The following is a 17,753-nucleotide window of genomic DNA, read 5'->3' on the forward strand; positions in this document are numbered from 1 at the left end:
AGGGAGCTGTTTTCCATGAGTGCCGAGACTCCGGTCCAGAGCGCCGGGACGTTCACCCGGTTGCGTCTGCGATTCCGTGACTGGCGGGGCACCCGGCCGTTCTGGGCAGGCCTCTTCACCCTGCTCGGCGGGGTGCCGATCGCCTACTTCCCGTACGCCACCCTCAAGTTGGGCACCATGTCGCTCGCCATGGCGACCACGGCGGGTGCCGGCTCCCTCATCATCGGTGTACTGCTGTTCACGCTGGGCCTGACCATGTGGTTCCAGCAGGCCACGCGCGTCTTCGCAGGCGTCGCCGCGATCGTCCTCGCCCTGGTGTCCCTGGTGGTCTCCAACATCGGCGGGTTCATCATCGGCTTCCTGCTCGGGATGCTCGGCGGCGCGCTCGCCATCTCGTGGGCGCCGGGCAAGGCGGAGGCGGCGGGCGCCGGACAGGGCGACGCGGACAAGGGCCCCTCGACAGAGGGCGCCACGCCTCCCGGCAGCGCCGCGGGCGAGTTCGGTGAGCCGGGGGAGCCGCGCTTCGCGCAGGACCCCGCGACCGGCGGTCCGACGGACCGCACACCCGAAGCTGCCTTGGCCGACGACTCGAACGGGGGGTACCGTGTCGGCTGACGAGATCGGCGGCGAGAGTCCCGCGGCTTCGGGCGGGGCGAGAACGGGTCCTCGTCACGCCGCGCCCAAGAAGCCGCTGTTCACCAGGTTCCACATGCCGGCCGGCAAGGCGATAGCCATGGCGGCGATGCCGACGGCGGTCCTCATGGGCATCGGGTTCACGCCGACCCTCGCGCTCGCCGACGAGCAGCCGACCTCGAAGAGCCTGACGGCCGACGAGTACAAGGACTGCCTCGAGGCCCTCGACGAGGACGGCGCGTCCGCCTCGGGCACGCCGTCGCCGTCCGCGTCGACGAGCGACGACGCCTCGACGGACGACGACAAGGGCGACGCGGCGGAGCCGAGCCCCTCGGCGACGTCCTCCTCGGACTCGGGCAACTCGGGCTCGGGTGACTCCTCTTCGTCGGATTCAGGTTCCGACGACAAGGCCGACCCCACCCCGTCCGCCTCGGCCTCGCCGAGCAAGGAGAGCAACTCCTCCTCCGGCGACACCGCCACGGCGAGCCCCTCGCCGTCCGACAGCGGGGGCAACCTGCTGGAGGACATAGGCGACGCGATCACCGGCATCTTCACGGGCGGTGACGCGGCGTCGGAGAGCGCGAGCCCGACACCGACCGCGTCCCCCTCCGCCTCGGAGAGCACGGGCGGCACGGACGGCGCGGACACCTCCGACGCCGTCAAGGAGACGACCGAGAAGGTCACCGGCACGGTCGACGACACCGTGAAGGACACGACCGACACGGCGACGAAGGCGGCCGAGGACGCCACGAAGGCGGCGGAGGAGGCGGCCGAGGACGCCACGGCCACTCCCAGCCCCTCCGCGAGCTCCACGACGGACGCCGAGGACTGCCCGGCCGCCACCGAGGCCGAGGGCGACGTCGACAACAAGATCGCGGTTGCGGACGATCCCTGGTACCTGGAGGCCAGTTCGCTGACGCTGAAGGGCGCGGACTACCAGGGCGTCGTCGAGGTGAAGACGGCCAGCGGCAAGACCAAGAAGGTCCTGAAGTACGTGGTCTCCGGCGGCACCGACATCGGCGACCTGCACCAGCTGGTCAAGGAGCACGACAAGACCTACCACGTACAGGCGGGCAAGGGCACGACCTCCACGATCACCGACGGCGACACGGTGATGTACACCGAGAGCATCTCCGGCAACCTGTTCGGCCTGATCCCGATCACGTTCGACCCGGAGAACCCGCCCCCGCTGAACATCCCGCTGATCTACTTCACCAACGTGAAGATCACCCAGGCCGCCCAGTTCGGCGGAACGCTGCACGTCCCCGGGATGCAGCAGTACACGACCGACTGAGGCCGCCACAAGCCCGTTCGGGAGCCGCACACAGCTGAGGGCGCCCCCTGGCCACAGGGGGCGCCCTCAGCGCCGTACAGGGCCCTTCACGTCCTTCAAGGGCCGGGCCGCAAAGGACCCTTGGGGGACCGTCAGTCGCGTGCGCCGCCGCCGAGGTGGTGGACGCGGAGCATGTTGGTGGTGCCGGAGACGCCGGGGGGCGATCCGGCCGTGATGATGACGGTGTCGCCCGGGTTGAAGCGCCCGGTCTTGGTGATCTCCTGGTCGACCAGCTCGACCATCTCGTCGGTGCTGGCCACGAACGGCACGACGTGCGACTCGACGCCCCAGCTGAGCGTCAGCTGGTTGCGGGTGGACTCGTCCGTGGTGAACGCGATGATCGGCTGGACCGCGCGGTAGCGCGAGAGGCGGCGGGCGGTGTCGCCGGACTGGGTGAAGGCCACCAGGCCGCGGCCGCCGAGGAAGTCGGCGATCTCGCAGGCGGCACGGGCGACCGAACCACCCTGCGTACGCGGCTTCTTGCCGGGGACCAGCGGCTGCAGGCCCTTCGACATCAGCTCCTGCTCCGCAGCCGTGACGATCTTCGACATCGTCTTGACCGTCTCGATCGGGTACGCGCCCACGGAGGACTCCGCCGACAGCATGACCGCGTCCGCGCCGTCCAGGATCGCGTTGGCCACGTCGGAGGCCTCGGCGCGGGTCGGACGGGAGTTGGTGATCATCGACTCCATCATCTGGGTCGCCACGATCACCGGCTTGGCGTTGCGCCGGCACAGTTCGATCAGGCGCTTCTGCACCATGGGGACCTTCTCGAGCGGGTACTCGACGGCCAGGTCGCCACGGGCCACCATCACGGCGTCGAACGCCGCGACGACGTCCTCCATGTTCTCCACCGCCTGCGGCTTCTCCACCTTGGCGATGACGGGGACCCGGCGGCCCTCCTCGTCCATCACCTTGTGGACGTCCGAGACGTCCTTCGCGTCCCGCACGAAGGACAGCGCGACCATGTCGCAGCCCATGCGCAGCGCGAAGCGCAGGTCCTCGACGTCCTTCTCGGACAGTGCCGGGACGTTCACGGCCGCGCCGGGCAGGTTGATGCCCTTGTGGTCGGAGACGACACCGCCCTCGATGACGATCGTCTTCACCTGGTGGCCTTCGACCTCGGTGACCTTCAGCTCGACGTTGCCGTCGTTGATGAGGATCTGGTCGCCCTTGGTCACGTCACCGGGCAGGCCCTTGTAGGTCGTACCGCAGATGTGCCGGTCACCGGGCACGTCCTCGGTGGTGATGACGAACTCGTCACCACGCTCCAGCTCGACCGGGCCTTCGGCGAAGGTCTCCAGGCGGATCTTCGGGCCCTGCAGGTCGGCGAGGACGCCGATGGCGCGGCCGGTCTCCTTGGAGGCGGCGCGGACACGGTCGTACCGCCCCTGGTGTTCGGCGTGCGAGCCGTGGCTGAAGTTGAAGCGGGCCACGTTCATGCCGGCTTCGATCAGCGCAACGAGCTGATCGTGGGAGTCGACCGCGGGGCCGAGAGTGCAAACGATTTTCGAACGGCGCATGGGGGCGATCCTATCGGTTTGTTTCGCTACGGAATATTCCGTCTGGCGGAAGATACAAATGGGCGGGCGGGCGCTCAGTTGCTCTTTTCGACCAGTGCATCCGGTGCAACCAGTGCATAAGTCTGGGTGGCGATTTCCAGTTCTTCGTCCGTCGGAACCACGGCGACCGCCACGCGCGCGTGGGCGGGCGAGATCAGCCGCGGCTCGTCACTGCGTATCGCGTTCAGCTCGCCGTCCACGCCCAGGCCCAGCTCCTCCAGGCCCGCCACGGCGGCCTCCCGCACCGGCGCCGCGTTCTCGCCGACCCCGGCCGTGAACGCGATCGCGTCCACCCGGCCGAGCACCGCGTAATAGGCGCCGATGTACTTCTTCAGGCGGTGAATGTAGATGTCGAAGGCCAGCTGTGCCTGTTCGTCACCCGCATCGACCCTGCGGCGGATCTCCCGCATGTCGTTGTCCCCGCACAGACCGATCAATCCGCTCTTCTTGTTGAGGAGAGTGTCGATCTCGTCCGTGGACATTTTGCCAACGCGCATCAAATGGAAGATGACGGCCGGGTCCATGTCTCCGGAGCGCGTACCCATCACGAGCCCCTCCAAAGGCGTCAGCCCCATGGAGGTCTCGACGCACCGTCCGCCTCTGACCGCGGAGGCGGACGCCCCGTTGCCGAGGTGCAGCACGATGACGTTCACCTCCTCAGGCGCCTTGCCCAGCAGCTTCGCCGTCGCCCGGGAGACGTACGCGTGCGAGGTTCCGTGGAAGCCGTAGCGCCGGATCCGGTGCTCGTCGGCGGTCTTCACGTCGATCGCGTAGCGGGCGGCCGACTCCGGCATCGTGGTGTGGAAGGCGGTGTCGAAGACCGCGACCTGGGGGAGGTCGGGCCGCAGCGCCTGGGCGGTGCGGATGCCGGTCAGGTTGGCCGGGTTGTGCAGCGGGGCCACCGGGATCAGCCGCTCGATCTCCGCCAGCACGGTGTCGTCGATGACGGTCGGCTCGGTGAAGGACTTCCCGCCGTGCACCACCCGGTGCCCGATCGCGGCCAGCTCCGCCGAGTCGAGGCCGAGCCCGTCCTTCGCCAGTTCGTCCGCCACGGCCTTCAGCGCGGCCTCGTGGTCGGCGATCGGGCCGGTCCACTCGCGCGAGGCGCCCGTGGTGAGCGGTGTGTGCTTCAGCCGGGAGGTCTCCTCGCCGATGCGCTCGACGAGGCCCACGGCCAGCCGGCTGCTGTCGCGCATGTCGAGCAGCTGGTACTTCACCGACGAGGAGCCGGAGTTGAGGACGAGGACGCGGCTGGAGCTCACTGGGCGGTGGCCTTCTCGATCGGGGACTGGGCCTGGATGGCCGTGATGGCGACGGTGTTGACGATGTCCTGGACGAGCGCGCCCCGGGACAGGTCGTTGACCGGCTTGCGCAGACCCTGCAGCACCGGCCCCACGGCGATCGCGCCGGCCGAACGCTGCACGGCCTTGTAGGTGTTGTTGCCGGTGTTGAGGTCCGGGAAGATCAACACGCTGGCCTGGCCGGCGACTTCGGAGCCCGGCAGCTTGGTCGCCGCCACGGTCGGCTCGACGGCCGCGTCGTACTGGATCGGCCCCTCGATCTTCAGGTCGGTCCGCCGCGAGCGCACCAGCTCGGTCGCCTGGCGCACCTTGTCGACGTCGGCGCCCGAGCCGGACGTACCGGTCGAGTACGACAGCATCGCGATCCGCGGCTCCACACCGAACTGCCCGGCGGTGGCGGCCGCCTGGATGGCGATGTCGGCGAGCTGCTCGGCGTTCGGGTCCGGGTTCACCGCGCAGTCGCCGTAGACGAGGACCTTGTCGGCGAGGCACATGAAGAAGACGGACGACACGATGTCGGCGTCCGGCTTGGTCTTGATGATCTCGAAGGCGGGGCGGATGGTCGCGGCCGTGGAGTGCACCGAGCCCGACACCATGCCGTCGGCGAGACCCTCCTCAACCATCAGCGTGCCGAAGTAGTTCACGTCGGAGACGACGTCGTACGCCAGCTCCACCGTGACGCCCTTGTGGGCGCGCAGCGCCGCGTACTTCTCGGCGAAGGAGTCGCGCAGGTCGCTGGTGGCCGGGTCGATCAGCTGGGCGTCGCCGAGGTCGATGCCCAGGTCGGCGGCCTTCTTGCGGATCTGGTCGACCGGGCCGAGCAGGGTGAGGTCGCAGACCCCGCGGCGCAGCAGGACCTCGGCGGCGTGCAGGACGCGCGGCTCGGTGCCTTCGGGCAGGACGACGCGCCGCCGGTCGGAGCGGGCCTGCTCCAGGAGCTTGTGCTCGAACATCATCGGCGTGAGACGGTCGTTGCTCGGTGCGGAGACCCGCCGGTTGAGCTCGGCGGTGTCGGCGTACCGCTCGAAGAGGCCGAGCGCGGTCTCCGCCTTGCGCGGGGTCGCCGCGTTCAACTTCCCCTCCAGGGAGAAGAGCTCGGCGGCGGTGGGGAAGCTGTTGCCGGGCACCGACAGGACCGGGGTGCCGGGGGCGAGGCGGGCGGCGAGGGTGAGGACGGCGTCGCTCGGTACCTCGTTCAGCGTGAGCAGGACGCCCGCTATCGGCGGGGTGCCTGCGCTGTGCGCGGCGAGCGAGCCGACGACCAGGTCGGCGCGGTCGCCGGGGGTGACGACCAGGCAGCCCGGGGTCAGGGCGCTCAGGAAGGTCGGCAGCATCGCACCGCCGAAGACGAAGTCCAGCGCGTCCCGGGCGAGCCCCGAGTCGTCGCCGAGGACGACCTTGGCGCGGAGGGCGTGGGCGACCTGGGCGACGGTCGGCGCCGAGAGGGCGGGCTCGTCGGGCAGGACGTAGCAGGGGACGGGGAGGCGGGTGTCGAGCTGCTCGGCGATCTTGTCCCGGTCCTCGCGGGCGACCCGGTTGGCGACCATGGCGAGGACGTCGCAGCCGAGGCCCTCGTATGCCCGGTAGGCGTTGCGGGTCTCGGCGAGCACGGACTCGGCGGTCTGCTTGCGGCCGCCGACCACGGGGATCACGGAGGCGCCGAACTCGTTCGCCAGCCGGGCGTTGAGGGACAGCTCGTCGGGGAACTGGGTGTCGGCGTAGTCGGTGCCGAGGACGAGGACGACGTCGTAGTCGCGCGCGACGAGGTGGAAGCGGTCGACCAGCGTCGACACCAGTTCGTCGGCGCCCCGCTCGGCCTGGAGGGCGGACGCCTCGTGGTAGTCCATGCCGTAGACGGTGCCCGGGTCCTGCGACAGCCGGTAGCGCGCCCGCAGCAGCTCGAACAGTCGATCGGGGCCGTCGTGGACGAGCGGACGGAACACGCCCACCCGGTCGACCTGCCGGGTCAGGAGTTCCATGACCCCCAGCTCGACGACCTGGCGGCCGTCGCCGCGGTCGATACCGGTCACGTACACGCTGCGGGTCACGCGTGTTCTCCGTTTCGTGGGTGGTTTTCGGTGCTGTCACAAAAATCGCCCACCGAGGTGAGCAGAACCCCCTTGACAGTACCTCCCGCGATGGATAAGGCGCCCGTCAGGCTCGGGTGCCGCGCCCACCTGCGGGACGTGAAAGAATCGAACTCGGCTCACCGGTATCAACAGCGAGCAGGAGACACAGCACGATGCGCATCGGAGTTCTCACCGCAGGTGGCGACTGCCCCGGCCTGAACGCCGTGATCCGGTCGGTCGTGCACCGAGCGGTCGACAATTACGGCGACGAGGTCATCGGCTTCGAGGACGGCTACGCAGGTCTGCTCGACGGCCGCTACCGATCCCTGGACCTGAACGGCGTCAGCGGCATCCTGGCCCGCGGCGGCACCATCCTCGGCTCCTCCCGCCTGGAACGTGACCGGCTGCGCGAGGCCTGCGAGAACGCGGCCGAGGAAGCCCGCGACTTCGGCATCGACGCGCTGATCCCGATCGGCGGCGAGGGCACGCTGACGGCCGCGCGGATGCTGTCCGATGCGGGCCTGCCGGTGGTCGGCGTCCCGAAGACCATCGACAACGACATCTCCTCCACCGACCGCACCTTCGGTTTCGACACCGCGGTCGGCGTCGCCACGGAGGCCATGGACCGCCTCAAGACCACCGCCGAGTCCCACCAGCGCGTCATGGTCGTCGAGGTCATGGGCCGGCACGCGGGCTGGATCGCCCTGGAGTCCGGCATGGCGGCCGGCGCCCACGGCATCTGCCTGCCCGAGCGGCCCTTCGACCCGGCGGACCTGGTCAAGATGGTCGAGGAGCGCTTCTCCCGCGGCAAGAAGTTCGCCGTGATCTGCGTCGCCGAGGGCGCCCACCCCGCCGACGGCACCATGGACTACGGCAAGGGCGCGATCGACCAGTTCGGCCACGAGCGCTTCCAGGGCATCGGCACGGCACTGGCGTACGAGCTGGAGCGCCGCCTCGGCAAGGAGGCCAAGCCGGTCATCCTCGGTCACGTCCAGCGCGGCGGCACGCCCACCGCGTTCGACCGCGTCCTCGCCACCCGCTTCGGCTGGCACGCGGTCGAGGCCGCGCACCGGGGCGATTTCGGGCGGATGACCGCACTGCGGGGCAACGACATCGTGATGGTGCCGCTGGCGGAGGCCGTGACCGAGCTGAAGACGGTGCCGAAGGACCGGATGGACGAGGCGGAGTCGGTCTTCTAGACCTGCCTGCTGCCTGCTGCCTGCTGCCTGCTGCCTGCTGCCTGCTGCCTGCTGTCCGCCGTCGGCTGTGTGCTGCCTGCTGTCCGGTTATCCGGTGTTGTTCCGGACCGTGGTCCAGAACCGGGCCACGATCCGGTCGAGGAAGTCCCGGCCGGACTCACCGGCGGGACCGCCGTCGCCACCCCAGCTGAGCGTGGCGACCATCTGCCCCTGGTACTCCCGGTGCAGCTCCTGGAGAGTGTCCTCCACCAGGCGCCGGTCCAGGGACACGAGCTTCGCGACCGGGCGGACGTAGGCCTGCCAGCGGGTGGTGACGGCACTGCGCAGGTGCTCGGCGAGCCGTACCTCGCGCCCCGTGACGGTGACGAAGTCCGGGAGCGACAGGTCGAGCAGGTCGGCGAGCGCGGCGGACTGACGGTCGGTGCCGCGCCATTCGTCGTGCTCCTCCATGTGGAGATACGCGAGGAGTTCGAGCCCGACGCCGCGCGCGACGTCCTCGGGCGCGAGGCCGCGGATGATGCGGTGCTCGCGCAAGGTCCGTGGTCTGTCGATGAGTTCACCGGGTGAACACCACAACACACCCGCGAGAGCGGTCAGTTCGGGGCTGGTGGGGGAGGTCGCCCCGCGCTCCCAGGCCATGACGAGGTCCGGGGTGACATAGGGCAGCCCGAACGAGACGCGCATGCCATAGGCGACGTGCTCGGGCCCCATGCTGAGCGCGGCACGGAGTCTGCGGGCGGCGGGGGCGTTGAACGGGGGACCGGGCTGGTTCGGGAGAGCTGGGGGTCGGCGCACGGGCCACAACGTAGGGGCGCGGGGCTGCGTTGACTACGTTCTGTTCGGCCAGGATCACGGATTGTAGGAAGGTACGGTTCCGGCCGCCTGTTCGGGGTGGCCGAAGATCGTCTGTCGACGGCACGGGGGCGGTGGCGAGGATGGCGGCGGGCCGCCCGGACGGGCACCCGGGAGGAGCGTGGCTTTCGTGTACGAGGTGAATGGCAAGGTAGAGGGGCATATTCGCGAGCGTCTGCAGGCGCCGAACTTCTGGCACCTCGCGACGGTCGGCCCGGACGGCACTCCGCAGGTCTCGCCCATGTGGGCGGACATCGAAGGCGAGTACGTCATGGTCAACACGGCGATCGGCCGTGTGAAGGAGGAGAACCTGCGGCGCAATCCGAACGTTTCCCTTTCCCATCACGACCCCGACAACCCCTACGACCGGGTGGAGATCCGGGGGCGGGTCGTCCGGTTCGTGGAGGGGGAGGAGGCGGAGCGCTCGATGGACCGGCTCACACGGAAGTACATCGGCGAGGACCGCTACCCGTGGCTGCTCCCCGGTGAGCGACGGGTGATGCTGCTGATCGAGCCGGTGCGGGTGCGCAGGGTGGTGGGGGTGGAGCCGTTCCGGCCGGGAGTGCTGCCGGAGTGACAGGGGCTCACCCCTTGACCGCCCCGCCCAGCGCGAACCCGCCCCCCAGTCGCCGGGCGATCAGCACGTACAGCAGGATCACCGGCGTCGAGTAGACGATCGAGAACGCCGCCAGCTGGCCGTACGCCACCATGCCCCGGTTGCCGAAGAACTCGTTGATGCTGACGGAGGCCGGCAACTGGTCCGGGGTGAGCAGCAGCATGAACGGGACGAAGAAGTTCCCCCACATCATGACGAAGGAGAAGACCGTCACCACGGCGACTCCCGGACCCATGAGGGGGAGCACGATCCGGATCAGGGATTGGAGTGAGGAGGCGCCGTCCGTCCAGGCCGCCTCCTCCAGTTCCTTCGGCACTCCGTCCATGAAGTTCTTCATCAGCCAGATGGCGAAGGGGAGTTGAGAGGCCGCGAAGAAGAGGATCGTGCCGTGCATCGTGTCGATCAGGTCGACCTGGACGAACAGCGCGTACACCGGGACCATGATCGCCGTGATGGGCAGGCTCGTCGCGAAGAGGATCGTGAGGAGGAAGGGGCGGTTCAGGCGGGACCTGAAGCGGGACAGGGGGTACGCCGCCGGCGCCGCGCACACCACGGTCAGCAGCGTCGCGCCGCCGCACAGGATCAGGCTGTTCAGCAGCGGGGTGAAGGTGATCTCCGGCGTCAGGATCGCGTCGAAGTTGTCCAGGGTGAGGCCGTCGGGGGCCTTCACCCGGAGGTCGGCGTGCGGGTCCAGGGACGACAGGACCACCCAGGCCAGCGGCAGCGCGAAGGCGGCGGCGAACGCGAGCAGCCCCGAGTCGGCGGCCAGGCGGCGGTTCCGGCGGCGGTCGGCGAGTCCGAGTGCCATATTTCAGACCTCCGTCCGCAGCAGGCGCATGTAGACGACGGAGAAGAGGGAGCCGACCAGCAGCAGGAGGAGGGCCACCGCGGTGCCGTAGCCGATCATGCTGTTCTGGAAGGCCTGTTCGTACATGAAGAGGGGCAGCGTCTGGCTCTTGTCGCCCGGGCCGCCCCTCGTCATCACCCAGATCAGACCGAAGACGGAGAGGGTCTGGAGGGTATTCAGCATCAGGTTCGTGCCGATGGAACGCCGGATCATCGGCAGCGTGATGTGCCACATCCGCCGCCACCCGCCCGCGCCGTCCACCTCGGCCGCCTCCGTGATCTCCTTGGGGATCTCGTTGAGTGCGGCGGAGTACACGAGCATCGAGAAGGCCGTCCCCCGCCAGACGTTCGCGAACGACACCGCCAGGATCGGCAGCGTGAACAGCCAGTTCTGGGACGGGAGGCGGAGCCAGTCCAGGATGGCGTTCAGGGTGCCCTCGCGGCGGAAGAAGGCGTAGAGCAGGAAGCCGGCGACCACCTCCGGCAGCACCCACGCCGTGATCACGATCCCGCCGGTCAGCGTGCGGACCGGCTTCGAGGCGCGCTGCATGAGGGAGGCGAGTGCCAGCCCGAGCGTGTTCTGCCCGATCAGCGACGAGACGACGGTGAACACCAGCGTCAGCCATACGGCGTTGAGGAACTCCTCGTCCTGGAACGCCGTGCGGAAGTTCTCGAAGCCCACGAACGACGACTGCGCCTGCCCGGTGAGCTGGAGGTCGGTGAAGGCGATGTAGGCGCAGTAGGCGATCGGGCCGGCGAGGAAGAGCAGCAGGAGGACCAGGGCGGGGGTGACGGGGAGGGCGCGGGTGAGGCCGCGGTGGAGTTTCGGGGAGGTGGTGGCCGACCGGGAGGTGGGCGGACCCGAGGGGGACTTCGCCGCCCCCGGGCCGCCCGTCGCGTGCGGGGCTGCGGTGGTCACCTCTCGACCACCTGGTTGTCCGTGGCGTTCTCGAGCTCGTCGTCGTAAGCCCGGGCAGCCTCCTGGACGGACATGTCGCCCGTCGTCACGCCCTCCATCGCCTCCTGGATCGCGGTGGAGACCTTCGGATACGCCGGGTAGGCGGGCCGGTAGTGCGTGCTCGCGACCAGGTCCGTGAAGAACTCGGTGCCGGGCTGCGCCTTGGCGTAGGCGGGATCGTCGGCGACGTCCTTCCGTACGGCGATCCCCGAGTTGGCGATGTACCACTTCTGGGCGTTCGCCTTCGTCTGCATCGTCTTGACGAACTCGAAGGCGAGGTCGGGGTTGGCCGCCTTGTCCGGGATCGACCAGGTCCAGCCGCCGGACATGCTGACCTTGCCGGGAGCCTGGCCGTGCTGGGTGGGCATCGCGGCGAGGCCGAGCTCGTCCGACCACTCGGGCCACTCGTGACCGCTGCCGGGCAGCCAGTCCTGCGGGAGCCAGGAGCCGTCGAGGGCGATACCGAGCTTGCCCTGCGGGAGCCATTCGCCGCGGACCCTGGTCATGACGTTGGGGTCGAGTGCGTCTTCGATGTCCGGGCCGAGCTTCTCCTTGTAGACGGTCTCGACGAAGGCGAGGGAGTCCTTGAAGCCGTCGCTTCCGGCGACCCACTTCTTCGACGTGCGGTCGTAGAGGGGGTCCTGGCTCTGGTTCTCGGCGTCGTCGGTGCCGTAGAGAAGCATCTCGAAGGTCTGCATGGTGGCGGCCTCGCCGACCGGCTTGCCCGTGTAGACGTTCAGGGGGATGACGTCGGGGACCTCGGCCTTGATCGTGCGGGCGGCGCCGAGGACGTCGTCCCAGGTCTTCGGCTGCCAGTCGGCGGGCAGGCCGGCTTTCTGGAAGATGTCCTTGCTGAACCAGAGTCCTCGGGTGTCGGTGCCGTCCGGGACGCCGTACGTCTTGCCGTCCTCGGCCTTCGCCGCGGTCTTCGCCGTGTCGAGGAACCGGTTCCAGTCCGGCCACTTGGCGAGGTACGGGTCGAGGGGCTTCAGGTACCCGCTGGTGATGTCCGAGTTGATGAGGAACGTGTCCTCGTAGACCAGGTCCGGGGCGGTCTTGGGGGAGCGGAGCATCTGCTGGAGCTTGGTGTAGTACTCCGAGTCCGGGGCCTTGATGGGGACGAGCTCGACCTTCTTGCCGGGGTTGGCCTTCTCGAACTGCTTCTTGATGCCGGCGAGGTAGTCGTCCATGACGTGGATCGAGTTGTCCGTGGACTGCTTGAAGGAGACCTTGACGGTGTCCGGGTCGCTGCCGGAGCCGCCTCCACAGGCGGTGGCTGCGACGGCAACAAGGGCGATCAGCAGGGCAGTTGGGCGGGCGGCGGTGGGGCGCACGGGCATGACCTCCTGCGGGCTCACGTCGTTGTGGCCGGGATGGCTGCCCGGTGAACGTAAGAGGAGTGGTCTAGTCAGGTCAATGCGTGTGCGGCGGATTGGGCACGGGAGGCCTCTTCCGGGGCGTTGGCGCGGGTGAAGGCTTCGGCGGCTCGGAGGTAGGCGGTGCGGGCTTCGGCGGGGCGGTGGGCGGCCTTATGGGCGCGGGCAAGGTTGCTCAGGGTCCGGCCTGCGCCGTACCAATCCTCGAACTCTCGGTGGATCTCCAGGGCCTCGCTGTATGCCTCGATCGCCTGCTTACCCCGGCTCTTCCGCAGGGCGTTGCCGAGGTTGTTCCATGCCCTTCCCTCGCCGTGGCGGTCCCCTGCGGCGTGTGACAGGTCACGGGCACGGGTGAAGGCCTTGATCGCCTCCTCCACCTGGCCAGCCTCCCGCAGGGCCATACCGAGGTTGTTCCAGACACTGGCCTCGCGGCGGCGGTCCCCGATGGCCTGGCACAGGTCGCGGGCGCGAGTGTGGGCGACGATCGCCTGTTGGACACTGCCCGTCTTCCTCAGAGCAGCGCCGAGGTTGTTCCACGCCATGGCCTCGCGGTAGCGGTCCCCAAGGGCCTGGAAAAGATCGAGGGCGCGGGTGTGGGCGTCGACAGCCTCCCCCTTCCGATCTGCCCCAAGCAGGGCGAGGCCCAGGTCGTTCCATGCGCAGCCCTCCCGGTGGCGGTCCCCGGCGCGGTGGGCGGCCTCCTGCGCGGCGCGCGCGACCGTGAGTCCGTCGTCGAAGTGCCGCCGCCAGCGCAGATACTCCTCGAGGGATGAGGCCAGTGCCACCGCCGCGTGCGCATGCCGCTCATCACCCGCCCACTGCGTCGCCGCCACCAACCCCGCCCGCTCCCCGTCCAGCCACGCCAGCGCCTGCCCCCGGTCCGCGAATCGCTCCGGCACCGGCATTCCCTTGAGCCACAGCAGCCGGGCATTCGCCGCGTCTGCCCCCCGCCGGTAGAACTCCAACAGACGCTCCCGCGCTTCCTCTCCCTCCTCCCGTAACCCCGCCTCCCCGGCCACCACACCAGCCCCAAACGCCCGCACCAGGTCATGAACCCGCCACCGCATGGCCGGAGCTGTCCCATCGACGCACCGCACCGGCGCGACGAGATATGTGGCCGCCAGATCCTCCAACAGACACAGCGCGGCCTCCAAGCCGAGGTCGGCCAGAGCGGCGATCGCCTCGGCGCCGGTCTCCGCACCCGGAGCAACGCAGAGCAGACGCAGCAACCGGGCCTGTTCGAGCGGCAATCGGCGGTAGGAGGTCTCCAAAACGGGGCGCAGGACGAGCGAGCGGCCGTAAAGGTCCGTCCCTGGGCTGCCGTGGTCGAGAACGACGGTCGGATCATCGGCGTTCCGGATCTCGGCCACCAGCGAGGCGATGTCCCGGTGGCGCCGCCGACGCAGCATGCCGACGGCGATTTGGAGGGCCAGGGGCAAGTGGCCGCAGAGATCTGTCAGTTCGCGCAGCGTGTCCGGTTCCCGGGCTGGGCGGTCGTCGCGCTCGTCGGTGTGGTGCAGGGCGCGGGTCACCAACAGGACGGAGTCATCCGGGCCAAGGGTTTCGAGGTTGATGAGGCGTACCGGTAGGGCGTCAGGACGGTCCCGGGACGTGATGAGCACCCGGTGATGGTCCGTGCCGGGCAGCAGCGGCAGGTACTGGGACGGGTCCGACGCGTTGTCCAGGATCAGCAGCATCCGGTCCCGCCGTTCGGCGAGGAGTGCGCGATATGCGTCGTACTGGCGCTCCGACGTCGGCGGCAGGTCCCGGTCGCGTACGCCGAGCGCGTCGAGCAGAGCCAAGACCGCCTGATCAGCCGTGACCGGGTTCTCGTCGTATCCCCGCAGGTCCACGAAGAGCGTCCCGCCCGGGAACCAGCCCTGCGCCCGCGCCCGGTGCGCCGCCTCCACCGCCAGCGCGGTCTTGCCGATGCCGCCCATGCCGGTGACCGCGAAGATGAGCAGAGGCAGCGCGGACGTGTCGTCCTCGTCGGGTGCCAGGTGCGGAATCAGGCGGTCCAGTTCCGCCGATCGGCCGGTGAAGTCCAAGGGGCGGGGCGGCAGGGTGGCGGTCGCACGGGGGACCGGGCCGTGAGTGGTGCCCCTGCCGCTACTGCCGTCCGGTCGTCTTGCCGGTGACGGGGCCGTAAAAGGTGCCGCCCCGGAAGTCGATGTGATCGCCGCCGTACGTGACTCCGTCCTGCCCGCGGCGATGGGGACGCTCCTCGGAGTCGGATGAACCCTCGCGGGGCCGGTGCTTGTGCAGCACCGCAACCGTCACCGAGGCTGCCTGCGCTGCGGCGAGCTTCTGCGAACCCGAGGCGTCGGCCTTGTGTTTGTCCGCGTTGGCTCGGTCGCTGATGCCCCGGATCACCAGGGCGTCCAACCCGCCGTTCAGATGGGCCGCGTGAGCTGCCCCGGAGCCCTCCATCTCGATCGCGCCGGCGTCGTTGTAGTTCCTGCGGAGGCGCCGGGCGATCTCGGATTCGGCGTCCGCCAGGACCACGTCACCCGTGGCGATCGGCATGAAGTGCGTCCGCACGCCGGGCATGTCCCGCACTGCGGAACGGGCCGCCTGTTCCATCGCGTGCGAGCCCGGCAACGCCTTCGGCCGGACCAGGAAACCCTCGGGTGTCTGCTTGCCGCCGTGGATCTCGTACACCTGCGTGCCCACGACGACGTCTCCGATTCCGACGTCGTCCTTCAGACTGCCGGCGACACCGACGAAGAGGACGGCCTCGGGACGCAGCCAGTTGATGAGCTGCGTGGTGAGAGCCGCCGCGCGCTCGGCGCCCATGCCCAGCTCGGCGATGGCAACATGCCAGGAACTGCCGGGCAGTTGGCCCTGTTCGACCCGGGTCCCGTCGCGGTGGACGAGCTCCTCCCGATTCTCGATGTGCGTGCGGACGGCGGCGTATTCGAGGGGGAGTGCGGTCAGGACGAGAGCGGTGGGCTGGGTCTCCGGCACACTCATAAGGTACGCCGGGGGAAGGGAATCGAGTGCCGGAACAGGACGTCACCGTCGGGCAGTTGCTGCTCGCCGAGTACCAGAGCGTCAAGGACGAGCAGAAGGCACGGATCGGGTTTCGGGACAACCTGCTCTACGTGACGTTGGCCGTCGTGGCCGCCGTCATCGCAGCGGCCGCGCAGGCGAAGCAGGCGTCGATGCTGCTCGCGCTGCCACCGGTGTGCGTGGTGCTCGGGTGGACCTACCTCGTGAACGACGAGAAGATCTCGGCGATCGGGGCATATGTGCGGGGCGAGTTGGCGCCTCGGCTCGCCGCGCTGGCCGAACCGGGTGGTGGATTCGAGGCGTTCGGCTGGGAGACCGCGCATCGCGGGGATGCGCGGCGCAGGTCGCGGAAGGCCGTGCAGACCCTGGTGGACCTGACGGCGTTCTGTGCCGTGCCGTTGGCCGCGCTGGTGGTGTTCTGGGTGGACGGCGACGGTGGCGGGCTGCTCGTCGCGTTGTCGGTGGCGGAGGCGCTCGCCGTGGCCGGGCTTGCCTCGCAGGTCGTGTGGTACGCGAAGGCCGCGTGAACTCCAGCCTGACGCCGTACCGTTGACGCACGGCCATGAGCGGGCCGACGGGGGGAAGAGCACGGGTAGGGAACGGGCGGATGGAAGCGGCGCTACTGGCGGCCCTGACCGAGGGCGCGGGCGGGGATGTCGGACGCCGGGCAGTGGAGAAGCTGGCGCAGGCGGTGGGGCTGGGCGGCGGGGCATCCGCCCGGGAAATCGCCGAGGCGGCGACGGACCCGGCACGGAGAGAAGCCGTACGAGAGTGGGGCGGGGCGGTGGCCGAGCTGCTCGCGGCCGATCCGCGGGGCGCAGGTGCCCTCGCCCGGGCCATGGAGCGGTACGCGCCGGGCAGTGGGACGTCCTGGTACGACGGCGACCACACCGACTTCCGGGGCGGAGTCTTCCTGCGCGAGGTGGTCGGCGTACAAGTGGTGATCCAGCAGGGCGGGGTTGCCGTACCCGAGGCGATGGCCGGCCTGCCGCCGAGGCTCGGCGGATTCTCCGGCCGGGAGGACGAGACGGCGGCGTTGCTGCGGGCGCTGCATCCGGCCGGGGCACGGACGTCACAGTCCCCGGCGGTCCTCGTCGCCGCCGTGTCCGGCCTCGGCGGCATCGGCAAGACCGCGCTCGCCGTGGAGACCGCGTACCTGGCCTGTGAGCGGGGCTGGTTCCCCGGCGGGGTCCTCTTCATCGACCTGCACGGTTACGACCAGGAGCCCGTCACCGCCGACCGGGCCCTCCAAGCCCTGCTCCGCGCGCTGGGCACCCAACCGGAACACATCCCCGCCACGGCGGACGAGCGGGCGGCGCTCTACCGCTCGGCGCTGGCCCGGCGCGCGCGGGAGTGCGGCGCGGTGCTGGTCCTGGCCGACAACGCGTCGTCGCCGGACCAGGTGCGGCCTCTTCTGCCGGGCGACGCCCGGCACCACGTGCTGGTCACGTCCCGCGACCGGCTTCCCCAACTGGGAGCACGGCTGGTCGCCTTGGACCAACTCAGTCCGGAAGAAGCGTACGAACTGCTCGACCTCGCCCTGCGGATCGCCGACCCGCACGACGCCCGGGTCACCGACGACCCCGACGCGGCCGAGCAACTCGCCGGTCAGTGCGGACACCTCCCGCTGGCCCTGCAAATCGCGGCTGCTCTGCTGGCGGAGGACCCGGGCAAGCCGGTGAACGAACTCGTGGCGGAACTGGCCGAGTCCCGTGACCGCCTCGCCCCCTTCGACGACGGCGAGCGCAGTGTCCGCGCCACCTTCGAACTCTCCTACCGCAGACTGCCGTCCGACCAGGCACGTTTGCTGCGCCTGCTCGCCCTCGCGCCGGGGCCGGAGGTGAGCGACGAGGTCGTCGCCGCACTGGTCGGTGCCGAGGCGCCTCCGGTACGGGACTTGAAGGCCTTGGCTCGTGCGCACCTTGTAGAGCGGGGGAGTGGGCGCGGATGGTGGCGAGTGCATGACCTGGTGCGGGGGTTCGGGGCGGGCGTGGTG

General features: G+C 69.8%; 15 protein-coding genes. 6 read left to right on the forward strand and 9 right to left on the reverse strand.

The genetic code is table 11. The annotated features are described in order from the left end of the window. The first annotated feature begins 15 nt into the window (after nt 1-15). Complete coding sequence (locus tag ADK57_RS32800) at nt 16-615, forward strand: DUF6114 domain-containing protein (protein ID WP_053753282.1); 600 nt, start codon at nt 16-18, stop codon at nt 613-615. Continuing rightward, nucleotides 605-1,927 (forward strand): hypothetical protein, encoded by a 1,323-nt coding sequence (locus tag ADK57_RS32805; protein WP_053753283.1) that lies wholly within the window; start codon nt 605-607, stop codon nt 1,925-1,927. The genes ADK57_RS32800 and ADK57_RS32805 overlap by 11 nt, the downstream gene beginning before the upstream one ends. Before the next feature lie 131 nt (nt 1,928-2,058). On the opposite strand, the gene pyk is transcribed toward ADK57_RS32805, so the two are convergent. The 3 genes from pyk to pta all read right to left on the reverse strand — a co-directional run bounded on the left by pyk (nt 2,059) and on the right by pta (nt 6,877). Beyond that, the gene (pyk, locus tag ADK57_RS32810; RefSeq protein WP_053753284.1) at nt 2,059-3,489 is read right to left on the reverse strand and encodes a pyruvate kinase; all 1,431 of its coding nucleotides are present in this window, start codon (nt 3,487-3,489) and stop codon (nt 2,059-2,061) included. Nucleotides 3,490-3,563: 74 nt separating this feature from the next. Beyond that, a complete protein-coding gene (locus ADK57_RS32815; protein WP_053753285.1) occupies nt 3,564-4,790 on the reverse strand; it encodes an acetate kinase in 1,227 nt (408 codons plus the stop codon). Next, on the reverse strand, nt 4,787-6,877 hold the full coding sequence (pta, locus tag ADK57_RS32820) for a phosphate acetyltransferase (RefSeq protein ID WP_053753286.1): 2,091 nt from the start codon (nt 6,875-6,877) through the stop codon (nt 4,787-4,789). The genes ADK57_RS32815 and pta overlap by 4 nt, the downstream gene beginning before the upstream one ends. A gap of 194 nt (nt 6,878-7,071) precedes the next feature. On the opposite strand from pta, the gene ADK57_RS32825 reads away from it, so the two are divergent. After that, nucleotides 7,072-8,097, forward strand: a complete 1,026-nt coding sequence (locus ADK57_RS32825; protein ID WP_053753287.1) for an ATP-dependent 6-phosphofructokinase — start codon at nt 7,072-7,074, stop codon at nt 8,095-8,097. Nucleotides 8,098-8,184: 87 nt separating this feature from the next. Here ADK57_RS32825 and ADK57_RS32830 read toward each other — a convergent pair whose 3' ends face one another. Continuing rightward, entirely contained in the window at nt 8,185-8,892 is a 708-nt protein-coding gene (locus ADK57_RS32830; RefSeq protein WP_199830732.1) for an XRE family transcriptional regulator, read from the reverse strand. Nucleotides 8,893-9,070: 178 nt separating this feature from the next. On the opposite strand from ADK57_RS32830, the gene ADK57_RS32835 reads away from it, so the two are divergent. Beyond that, nucleotides 9,071-9,526 carry a PPOX class F420-dependent oxidoreductase gene (locus ADK57_RS32835; protein ID WP_078973469.1) on the forward strand — a complete coding sequence of 152 codons (456 nt, stop codon included), beginning with the start codon at nt 9,071-9,073 and terminating at the stop codon, nt 9,524-9,526. 7 nt (nt 9,527-9,533) lie between these two features. Here ADK57_RS32835 and ADK57_RS32840 read toward each other — a convergent pair whose 3' ends face one another. From ADK57_RS32840 to ADK57_RS32860, 5 genes are all read right to left on the reverse strand, one after another. Further along, complete coding sequence (locus ADK57_RS32840) at nt 9,534-10,373, reverse strand: carbohydrate ABC transporter permease (RefSeq protein WP_053753289.1); 840 nt, start codon at nt 10,371-10,373, stop codon at nt 9,534-9,536. A gap of 3 nt (nt 10,374-10,376) precedes the next feature. Continuing rightward, entirely contained in the window at nt 10,377-11,330 is a 954-nt protein-coding gene (locus ADK57_RS32845) for a carbohydrate ABC transporter permease (RefSeq protein WP_053753290.1), read from the reverse strand. After that, nucleotides 11,327-12,709, reverse strand: coding sequence for an extracellular solute-binding protein (locus ADK57_RS32850; protein ID WP_053753291.1), 1,383 nt, complete (start codon nt 12,707-12,709; stop codon nt 11,327-11,329). The genes ADK57_RS32845 and ADK57_RS32850 overlap by 4 nt, the downstream gene beginning before the upstream one ends. A 68-nt stretch (nt 12,710-12,777) precedes the next feature. Further along, nucleotides 12,778-14,709: a tetratricopeptide repeat protein gene (locus tag ADK57_RS32855; RefSeq protein ID WP_078973470.1), complete on the reverse strand. Its 1,932-nt coding sequence runs from the start codon at nt 14,707-14,709 to the stop codon at nt 12,778-12,780. 145 nt (nt 14,710-14,854) lie between these two features. Next, nucleotides 14,855-15,718 carry a 5'-methylthioadenosine/S-adenosylhomocysteine nucleosidase gene (locus ADK57_RS32860; protein ID WP_053753292.1) on the reverse strand — a complete coding sequence of 288 codons (864 nt, stop codon included), beginning with the start codon at nt 15,716-15,718 and terminating at the stop codon, nt 14,855-14,857. A gap of 26 nt (nt 15,719-15,744) precedes the next feature. On the opposite strand from ADK57_RS32860, the gene ADK57_RS32865 reads away from it, so the two are divergent. Both ADK57_RS32865 and ADK57_RS32870 read left to right on the forward strand, forming a co-directional pair. Beyond that, complete coding sequence (locus tag ADK57_RS32865; protein WP_053753293.1) at nt 15,745-16,284, forward strand: hypothetical protein; 540 nt, start codon at nt 15,745-15,747, stop codon at nt 16,282-16,284. Between the two features lie 80 nt (nt 16,285-16,364). Further along, nucleotides 16,365-17,753: ATP-binding protein (locus ADK57_RS32870; protein WP_324612230.1), on the forward strand; the 1,389-nt coding region annotated here is incomplete at its 3' end.

It is taken from the genome of Streptomyces sp. MMG1533 (assembly GCF_001279775.1).
In the GTDB taxonomy this organism is placed as follows: domain Bacteria; phylum Actinomycetota; class Actinomycetes; order Streptomycetales; family Streptomycetaceae; genus Streptomyces.